This window comes from Pseudochrobactrum sp. AO18b, assembly GCF_000409565.1.
Classification (GTDB): Bacteria; Pseudomonadota; Alphaproteobacteria; order Rhizobiales; family Rhizobiaceae; genus Pseudochrobactrum; species Pseudochrobactrum saccharolyticum.
On the sequence record NZ_ANNO01000023.1, the window covers coordinates 1 to 8781 of the forward strand.

Genomic DNA, 8781 nt, shown 5'->3' on the forward strand with positions numbered 1-8781 from the left:
TCCGCTGCTGACCCTTCGGGCGGGTGATCCCCCTCCCAGTTTTCCAGCTTGCCACCCCTAACCCCCAGTCTCGCTTGCGACGCCGCAGGAGCAGAAACGGGGTTTCTGCCCTACGGGACAGAAAGAACGCTTCGCGGAAAAGGAAGAAGGGAAAAACAAATGACTATTCGTGAAATCGCATTATCAAACCTGCTGCCAGACCCTCTTAATGTGCGCAAAAGTATGAATACCGCAGACCTTGCAATTCTGGCCGCAAGCATTCGCGCAACTGGTTTTAAATTGCTGCAAAATCTGGTTGTCAGACCCGCAGAAACAAAAGGCGATTTTTTTGTTACCGCTGGCGGTCGTCGCCTTGCCGCGCTTTTGCGTCTGGCCGAAGCTGGCGAGATTAAGCCAGATCATAAAATTACCTGTAGCGTTCGCACCGATGCCGACCCTGTTGCCCTCAGTCTCATTGAAAATGAAGCACGGGCAAGCATGTCACCGCTCGACCAGTTCGCAGCGTTTAAGGCACTGGCCGAAAATGGTGCAACCGTTGAACAGATCGCAAACACCTTTAACGAAAGTGTTCCGACCGTTCAGAAACGCTTAGCATTGGCAAATGTAGCGCCGGAAATTCTGGACGCTCACCTTCAGGATGCTATTTCTTTGCCGCAGCTTCAGGCATTTGCGATCACTGATGATCATGAGCGCCAAAAGTCCGTTTTGTCGCTGATGCGTTCTGAATATTATTCACCAACAAGAATACGCAGCGCACTGACAAATTTTGAAATGGCAACCTCAACGCCAGCCGTTCGTTTTGTTGGACTTGAAGCCTATAAAGCCGCTGGCGGTGCAGTCATTACAGATTTGTTTGCTGATGATGGTGGCGGGGTAATCGTAAACCCTGAAATTATAGGCAAGCTACTGGATGAAAAAATTGAGGCTGTGAAAGAAAAAATCGCTGCTGAAGGTTGGGCATGGTCTGAAATGATGGGCGATCATTCTGATTATTACAACTGGCGCAGAATCTATTCTAAGCACAGAGATTTGAGCGAAAAAGAATATGCGCAGCTCGAAGCTTGGGAGGCCGAAATGGCAGCACTCCCAATTGAAGGCGATAAGCCGGAAAATATTGCAGCCCTTGCTGAACATGACCGGATATCCGAACTATACGAAGCGTTGCAGGATAAAAAATATTCCTTTGACCCTGAAGAAATGGCCTATTCCGGCGTGTTTTATACAATTCGCTCAGATGGAGAATTGCACTTCTATCATGGTTATATTCGCCCAGAGGACGACCCAGAACGCTTGAAAAAGGCTTCAGGCGCTCAGGTAGAAGATGCAAATGGTGCCGTATCTCAAACATTGCGCGAAGATTTAACCGCACATAAAAACGCAGCTATGATTGCCCTTATGGCTAAGGACGTGAATACAGCTTTAGTTGCTGTTGTTCATAGGCTTTTGATTAGCGCCCATTATTCCGCTGGCTATTATAAGTCAGTGCTGGATATATCTATGAACAAGGTGAACACAACTTCCTATATGAAACAGCCGGATAGTTCTAAAGCCTATGATGCTTATGAAGCTATGAAGGAAGAAATGGGCAACATATTGCCTGCTGATGTTGACGATCTCTTTGATTGGTTACTCGACCAAAACAAAACAACCTTGTTATCCCTGTTGGCATATGCGGCTGCACCGTCAATTAGTGTGATTGAAACACGCAATCAGACAAGCGCACCAGATAAGAATGACCAACTTGCAAGAGCCCTTAATCTGGATATGCGCGACTGGTGGACACCGACCGCAGATAGCTATTTCAGACAGGTTTCGCGCAACGAAATACAACGCACCGTTGGCCTTTTGAAAGGTAATGATGCAGAGCGCGAAGTCATGCAATCATCAAGCAAGGCAGATGCTGCAAAGCTCGCCGAGAAAATTCTTAAAGGCACTAAATGGCTACCACCTCTCTTGCAGGTTTCTAAGCCGGTGAACCTTGACACATCGGACGAAATGCCAGACGCTGCATGAAGCTCCGCAATGCTTCAAAGGCATTTATTTCTTGATTTACGGGGCGGTTTTTCTGCCCCGTTTCCTCAAAAAATGATTGCAAATTTAGTATATACTTTGTAGTATATACGTATATTTCAAATTGGATATACCGGAGTCAAATCAATGTCTGGTCTATATGTCAAAGATGATGCCGTTAATGAAATGGCGATCAAACTTATGAAAGTTACCAATGCGCCGAGCAAAACGGAAGCAGTTCGCCGCGCCATTCAAAATGAGCTGAACCGTTTTGCAAACGAAAGGCCGCTTGCGGAGCGCGTGGCAGAAATTCAGGCATCTATGAAAGACCTGATCGGGGAAAATAAGACCCCACATGACCATAAGGCTTTCATGGATGAAGGATGGGATTTGTAATGTTCATTGATGCTTCTGTTATCGTTGCAATTCTGGCCGAAGAAGAAGATGCAGGTTATTTCGTCGGTAAGATTGAAGGCTGCACAGGGACTAAAGCCTATTCGTCTGTTTCAGTTTTTGAAGCTGTTATAAGTCTGGCTCGCATTGCCGCGACCGCACGTTACGGCGATCAAAAGCCAATCCCGCCGGAACTGATTGAACAGGTTCAAATCCGAGTTGATAATTTTCTGCGCACAATTGGTGCGAAAGAAGTTGCAATAGGCGGCTCAACACATAAACGCGCCCTTGATGCAGCCAAAACCTTTGGCCGCTTTGTCGGGCATCCTGCTAAACTCAATTTTGGTGATTGCTTCTCTTTTGCAAGCGCTACAGAATTGCGTTTACCGCTATTGTTCAAAGGCAATGACTTTAGCCAAACTGATATTGAAAAAGCCTAAGCGAGATAAAGGACAGGCATTATGAAAAGCATTACACTAATTGCATTAGTTTCTCTCTTTTCTATGCCTGCCCTTGCAGACAGTGCCTACAATTGCGGCGCAAGCGGCAACCGGTGCCAGTCTAAAGAGTTTCAGGAGTATCTTGATATTGCTGCCGGTGCCTTTCCTGATGCACCAAGCTATCAATTAAGCACCTATGCCTATAAGTGCGAACATGCTTCTAAAAAGAATAAGCAGCTGTGCCGGAAAAACCCGCAGCAAGCGGCCAAAAACCTGAAGGTTTTTGAAGATGAATGATGGTTTTGGCTTGCCAAAACCGTGCTGCCTGCCATTTCTTCAATGAAGCCCCCAAAGGGGCTTTTTTTATTCCTTAAAATTGCAGTGGGCTAATCCCTTGCGCACTGGTTAGACAAGATATGCCATGCCATAGCCGCCTTTGTGATTAAGACGAGATCCATTCTGCTGGCTGTTTCCAGTGTCTTGTTACTTATGTGACGATTAATGCCATGTTTTGGATATGCGAATTAATGGTGTTTTTAATTTGCGATTGACTAAAGCATAGACATGAGTTGCTATCGTGCTGGAAGTTAAGAGTTTATACAATCGCATTGAAGTTTCTTGGTCGCAAACAGTGAATTTGTAATGTGACGGATTATACCCATTTTTGAGCGGTTCTTTTCGCCGTTGCTTCTGTTACGTCGTCGCATTTCGTGCCGGTTTGCTGCAAAGCCGCGTTCAAAAAATTTCCCCGTCCTGCGGACTTCCTCGCGGGACAAATTTTCTTCTCTCTGGCTTCCTTCGCTTCGCTGCGGCCTCCGGTGCAGCACCGTCAACTTCATGCTTGGGACTTCTCAGCAACTAGCAAAAAGGAACCTAAAAATGAACAACGTCACAAACTTCATCAAATTCGATAGCGACAACATTGAAGCTTCCACAGGCTCCGGCCGTATCTCCACTCTCTCCAACGACCTCACAATCAAGGTCATGCCAATCTCCAACCCAAAAAGCGATAAAACTCCAACTCATCGCATTTACTCAAAATCTCCGGCAGGCTTCGACATTCAGGTCGGTGGTATCTGGAAAAACAAAAGCCAGCAGGGCAAGGAATACTTCTCCATCACACTGAAGGCGATTGACTTCCGCGCCAATCTTGGCCGCTACCCTGAACAAGATGATGAAAGCCTTCAGGCAATCATTGAATGGGATTAAAAAAATCAAAGCCCCTTCGGGGGCTTTTTCATTTTCAGAAATGGCAGGCAGCAGAAGGCACTTTGTGCCTTCTTTTATAAGATGAATGGTTGAAATATCTTCGCAACCTGGACACGCCTCTTTTGCTAATCCATTCTGATAGGCATGAAATTTATTGCACGTCCTCGATGCTAATAATGGTCTGACCAATAGCACCCACCATAATCTAGTTGTCGCTATATTCAGGATAGGCACGATAAAGAGCATGAGCCGAAGTTCCGGCATTCTTTCCGCTCAGAGCCTGCCAAGACCACCGATCATATCTAAAACGCAGTGCTTAGGCGGCCTATTCATGATGGCAAGGCCGGAAGGAGTTCAACAACCCTCACCGGCACAAGTGTCATTAAGTTTTGGTGGGGCAGCATAGCAGCGCGATTTAATATTCCCTGCCGCATCCTTGCCCATCTGCCAATGAGGCCGAGCATTGTGCAGATATGGCTGATTGAATGAATGCAGCAACCACTTGCGCACGAACGAAGCCGCTATTTCAGTGTAAAGCCGTCTCACCTCTCTAACATTTCTTAGAGCTGATGCCGATTGTCACGACAGAGCTTTATCACTTGCACAATCGCAACTGTGCCTACCCAGATCATCCTGTTTGATTGCTGAAGTGGGATGCAAAGCAAACTGCGCCGGTCGCACGTTGATGCCAGTCATTAGCACGGCGGCAGGGCGCATTGATGCGCAAACAGAGCTAACAGGCAGCGCCAGCTTAGCCGCCCTCACCTCTTGGTGATGCATGTAACAGGTGCCAGCTTTGTGGAACTTCCTTTCGTTCCTTACTTGACGGCAAGCTGCAATGGCCTCGTGTCCGGTCAACGGCTTTGCCGTACTCCACTCCGTTTCGTGCCTACGGCTGACCGGCCACTTATGCGGCCATTTTCGTTTTTCTGCCGTCAGGAACGAAAAGGAGATCCACCATGAAAAGCAACGACACATACGAACGCATCACCCAAACAATCGTTGAGCAGCTGGAGAAAGGCGTTAAGCCTTGGATTAGCCCTTGGAATGGCGCCCCAAACATGAAATTGCCGCTCCGTGCCAACGGTCAGACATATCAGGGCATTAATGTTCTCGCCCTTTGGATTGCATCCCTAACCTTCGGCTACGATCAACCAATGTGGATGACATTCAAGCAGGCACAAGAATTAGGCGGTCAGGTACGCAAAGGCGAAAAATCAACCCTTGTCGTTAAATACGGCACCTTCACGCCAAAAGATGAAATGCCGGTCGATAATGAAGAACGTCAAATTCCATACCTGAAAGGCTACAGCGTCTTTAACATTCGTCAGATTGACGGCTTGCCTGATCACCTATTCATTCAGCCAGACCTGCCAGACAATGAGATTGAGCCTCATGTAATTGCAGATACCTTCATCGCTAATACAGGTGCGAAAATTGAGTTTAGCGGTACGCAAGCCTTTTACCGCCCAAGTGCAGACACTATCACAATGCCGGATAGAAAGCGGTTCGTAGATCAAACGCACCTATATTCCACTCTGTTGCATGAACTCGGCCACTGGACAGCAGCAAAGAGCCGTTTAGATCGTGATTTGTCGGGGCGCTTTGGCAATGAGGCTTACGCAATGGAAGAGTTGGTTGCCGAATTAACATCGGCTTTCGTCTGCTCTGATCTTCAGGTGCCGATCAATCCTGAAGAAAATACAGCGACTTATATCAGTACATGGCTTGAAGTGCTTAAAAATGATCCAAAGGCCATTTTCACAGCTGCATCTAAGGCGCAGGCCGCAGCAAACTATCTTCATAGCCTGCAACCCTCAGAATTGGATAAGGCCGCATAAGCGGCCTTTTTTCATTCTTCAGGCTTTGCTTCAGCCTTTTTTCTTTTTGCTGGATATGCCCGTTTTTTGGGCTTTGTTTCAACGGTAGGATTCATTTGTTTGAAAAATAAATTCATTGTGCGCAGGGCTTCAGGAGGAAGCTTTGACATTGCCGCCATAGTGTCCTGAAACTCGGTAACTTGTTCAGGTGTTGCGTCACTTAGAAAATCTTTAAAGCCCTCAATTGAGGAATAGAGGGCTTTCATTCGTTCAGCTTTTTCAGGGGTATCGCCCAACATTTGTGGGGCAATCGCATAAACAAGGTCAATCATAGAAAAACCGAGCAATTCCCAGACATGAACCAAGCGGCGAACAGTCATGCGCGACCGCGCGCGTTCATAGCGGCCATAAACATAATATGACAAGCCGATCAGTTCGACAAAATGCTCATGGGTAAGATTTTTGTTAACACGGGCTTCTCGGATAAAGTCACCTAAGCGCCGGTCAATATCTTCAAACTGCTCGATGCCCTCAAAGCCGGGCTTTCGGAAAATATTCTTTTTCGTTTCTGGATCGAAACTTTCAACAAGCCCTCTTTCTTCTATTGTTGTTTTGACTTGTTGGTTACTCACACCAGCCCCTATTCATTTCAAAATTGTAGCAAATCCCGCATCCACTGGATAATACAGAATCTAAGCCCATTATATAGCCAGCAATTTAGCCTTCAAGTGACTAAAACAGTTATGTTAACCGATTAGCTTTTTGCAAGAGACTATGGAAGGTTTTTTTGAATATTAATAATTTTCCATTTATCTTCAATGAGCTGGAAAGTTGCAGAAATTTGCGTTTGTTTCTCTAACCATGCCAATTTTAATGTTATATCACAACCAAACGTATTATTTTGTAATGTAACGCAATCGTCAACACTTGCTTTATTAGCGGTTGATTGTGCAGCTACTTCCCACTTCTGATATTCAAATAGTGCATTTAGAGTATCATCAGCATTTGGCCATTTTGTACGGTCTGAAGGCTGTATAGCACCATAAATAATATCTTTTAATGGAAAATTGCCGTTCACATTCACTTGCTCATAGATAATAGGGGCAGAAATTGCCCCTACTACAAAACCAATTAGACCACCTGTGAAGAAGCCAAAGCGCATTGCTTAATAACCTAATTCGTCGAGTGCTTTTTCAATCGCCGTTGTGATAATCGCAGTTTGAGTACAGCCTATCTTATCAGCTGCAGAAAGTAATCTAAGACGCAGATCATTGTCCAATTTTAGTGTTAAAGGCGTTTTGGTCTGCTTTTTGTTTGATTGTTTAATTTCATGCAGCAGATTTATGCTTGGCATGCTCTTTTGAACTGGCGTCTGGACAGCGGCAGGAGCTGAAGGAGCCTGAACATTTTCAAGAGCAGCTGTTTCGACTGCGGGAGCCAAAGCCTCATTTTCTGTTGTTTCAGACACCGGCACGTCTAAAACGGGCGTTACTGCTTTCGATGGGCTAAAGCTTGCTTGGCGCATTTTGTTGATACGATCAAGTTTACTCATTTTCTGCACCCTCTTCCAAGTATTTCAAAACAGCATCGGTAAAATTAGAAGCCTCTTCAATGGCTTTCAGCACTGAATCTTTATCAGCGTCCGGTAAATTTCTTAGAGATGTGAAGCCAGAATAGACTTTACGGTACGGATTGCGCTGCATTAGCTCAACGGATGAATGTTCGATAGTGCTATCATCTTCTTTGAGTTCATTAATGAAATTACCGATAGACTTATATTCATTAATATGGCGATCCTGCATAGTAATGCGGGTATTGAAAACGAGTTTTCGGATTTCAATTTGTTCTGCTTCCTCAATCTCCAAAAGTGTAGAGATTAGAGTGACCATGCCTTTAATATCAGACTGGCAAGCCTGAACCGGAATTATAGTGAGATCGGTTAATTCAAAGGCTGTTTGCTGAAATTTTTCTAAGCGTCCCGGAGTGTCGATTAAAATATAATCATAAAGCTCTACGTTTGCTTTTAAAACATCAAGAAGTTTATTCGATGTACCTGCATACTCATGAGCAATGTCCGTAACAGGAGTACCGTTTTCAACGCAACGGTCAAACCAGCTCGATATGTTCTTCTCACTATCGGTGTCGATAATCAGAACCTTCATGCCTCTAAAGGCAAGTTCAGTACCAAGCAAAATAACAGACAGGGTTTTACCTGCTCCACCTTTTGCATTTGCACCTGTGATAATTTTAGCCTGTGCCATTCTAAGCCTCACATGCTGGCAGTTACCAGATAAACGTATTGCCAAATCGTATGTACGCAGAAGCAATATGAAACGTATTGCTATTTTAGATTTACCGTTAGTATTGCTGAGAGATATTTACATAACGTAAATATCAAACGTAAATCTCTAACGTATTTACGCATTAGAAATACGATTCGTATGTACGTTAGAGAAATATCAATCGTATGTACAGACCGTACGTTCATTTTAGAAATATGATTTATATGTACGTTACGTATTGTTAATTCGTAAATATCAATCGTATGTACGATTGGTAATGCTCATATGTGAATATCAATCGTATGCACAATTGATAATGATATATCGTAAATATCGTACGTATGTACGTTAAGTATTTCTAGTGCGTAAATACCATTGGTATTTACGCCTTATAAATACTCTGCGTATGTATGAATGGTACATACGCAATCTGTTGCGCCGTAGGCTGGAATCTTGAATGCGGGTACATACGTTTCGTATGTACGAAATGGCAATACGCAACGTATTTCTTAGTTGGTATCAGGCCACCCACTCATAAATATCTTCTGTATTCGTTGTTAAACGGGGTTTAGAGCGCCGTCAGGCGCGTTTCTGCACCTCTTTGAATGGTGAACCTCCGAGCCGCGC

At 44.8% G+C, this 8781-nt stretch carries 10 protein-coding genes; 6 read left to right on the plus strand and 4 right to left on the minus strand.

Going from position 1 to position 8781, the window contains the following annotated elements; translation table 11 throughout:
* The first annotated feature begins 159 nt into the window (after positions 1 to 159).
* The 6 genes from A918_RS0101150 (at position 160) to A918_RS0101175 (ending at position 5893) form a co-directional block, all read left to right on the plus strand.
* Complete coding sequence (locus tag A918_RS0101150) at positions 160 to 2013, plus strand: ParB N-terminal domain-containing protein (protein ID WP_022709280.1); 1854 nt, start codon at positions 160 to 162, stop codon at positions 2011 to 2013.
* 144 nt (positions 2014 to 2157) lie between these two features.
* The gene (locus A918_RS0101155; protein WP_022709281.1) at positions 2158 to 2406 is read left to right on the plus strand and encodes a type II toxin-antitoxin system VapB family antitoxin; all 249 of its coding nucleotides are present in this window, start codon (positions 2158 to 2160) and stop codon (positions 2404 to 2406) included.
* On the plus strand, positions 2406 to 2843 hold the full coding sequence (locus A918_RS0101160) for a type II toxin-antitoxin system VapC family toxin (RefSeq protein WP_022709282.1): 438 nt from the start codon (positions 2406 to 2408) through the stop codon (positions 2841 to 2843). Before A918_RS0101155 ends, A918_RS0101160 begins: the two co-directional genes overlap by 1 nt.
* 21 nt (positions 2844 to 2864) lie before the next feature.
* Complete coding sequence (locus tag A918_RS0101165) at positions 2865 to 3140, plus strand: hypothetical protein (protein ID WP_022709283.1); 276 nt, start codon at positions 2865 to 2867, stop codon at positions 3138 to 3140.
* 582 nt (positions 3141 to 3722) lie between these two features.
* A complete protein-coding gene (locus tag A918_RS0101170; protein ID WP_022709284.1) occupies positions 3723 to 4052 on the plus strand; it encodes a DUF736 family protein in 330 nt (109 codons plus the stop codon).
* 959 nt (positions 4053 to 5011) lie between these two features.
* The gene (locus tag A918_RS0101175) at positions 5012 to 5893 is read left to right on the plus strand and encodes an ArdC family protein (protein ID WP_022709285.1); all 882 of its coding nucleotides are present in this window, start codon (positions 5012 to 5014) and stop codon (positions 5891 to 5893) included.
* 11 nt (positions 5894 to 5904) lie between these two features.
* Here the strand turns inward: A918_RS0101175 and A918_RS21215 are convergent, their stop codons facing one another.
* The 4 genes from A918_RS21215 to A918_RS0101195 all read right to left on the minus strand — a co-directional run bounded on the left by A918_RS21215 (position 5905) and on the right by A918_RS0101195 (position 8133).
* Positions 5905 to 6504 (minus strand): helix-turn-helix domain-containing protein, encoded by a 600-nt coding sequence (locus A918_RS21215; protein WP_022709286.1) that lies wholly within the window; start codon positions 6502 to 6504, stop codon positions 5905 to 5907.
* Positions 6505 to 6644: 140 nt separating this feature from the next.
* Positions 6645 to 7034: a hypothetical protein gene (locus A918_RS0101185; protein ID WP_022709287.1), complete on the minus strand. Its 390-nt coding sequence runs from the start codon at positions 7032 to 7034 to the stop codon at positions 6645 to 6647.
* A gap of 3 nt (positions 7035 to 7037) precedes the next feature.
* On the minus strand, positions 7038 to 7424 hold the full coding sequence (locus A918_RS0101190) for a hypothetical protein (protein WP_022709288.1): 387 nt from the start codon (positions 7422 to 7424) through the stop codon (positions 7038 to 7040).
* Positions 7417 to 8133 carry a ParA family protein gene (locus A918_RS0101195; RefSeq protein ID WP_022709289.1) on the minus strand — a complete coding sequence of 239 codons (717 nt, stop codon included), beginning with the start codon at positions 8131 to 8133 and terminating at the stop codon, positions 7417 to 7419. Before A918_RS0101195 ends, A918_RS0101190 begins: the two co-directional genes overlap by 8 nt.
* Positions 8134 to 8781: the final 648 nt, after the last annotated feature.

Bases quoted from the DNA above. Each gene is read 5' to 3' on its own strand.
- A918_RS0101150 (WP_022709280.1), top strand. From the start codon at position 160: ATGACTATTCGTGAAATCGCATTATCAAACCTGCTGCCAGACCCTCTT.
- A918_RS0101155 (WP_022709281.1), top strand. From the start codon at position 2,158: ATGTCTGGTCTATATGTCAAAGATGATGCCGTTAATGAAATGGCGATC.
- A918_RS0101160 (WP_022709282.1), top strand. From the start codon at position 2,406: ATGTTCATTGATGCTTCTGTTATCGTTGCAATTCTGGCCGAAGAAGAA.
- A918_RS0101165 (WP_022709283.1), top strand. From the start codon at position 2,865: ATGAAAAGCATTACACTAATTGCATTAGTTTCTCTCTTTTCTATGCCT.
- A918_RS0101170 (WP_022709284.1), top strand. From the start codon at position 3,723: ATGAACAACGTCACAAACTTCATCAAATTCGATAGCGACAACATTGAA.
- A918_RS0101175 (WP_022709285.1), top strand. From the start codon at position 5,012: ATGAAAAGCAACGACACATACGAACGCATCACCCAAACAATCGTTGAG.
- A918_RS0101185 (WP_022709287.1), bottom strand. From the start codon at position 7,034: ATGCGCTTTGGCTTCTTCACAGGTGGTCTAATTGGTTTTGTAGTAGGG.
- A918_RS0101190 (WP_022709288.1), bottom strand. From the start codon at position 7,424: ATGAGTAAACTTGATCGTATCAACAAAATGCGCCAAGCAAGCTTTAGC.
- A918_RS0101195 (WP_022709289.1), bottom strand. From the start codon at position 8,133: ATGGCACAGGCTAAAATTATCACAGGTGCAAATGCAAAAGGTGGAGCA.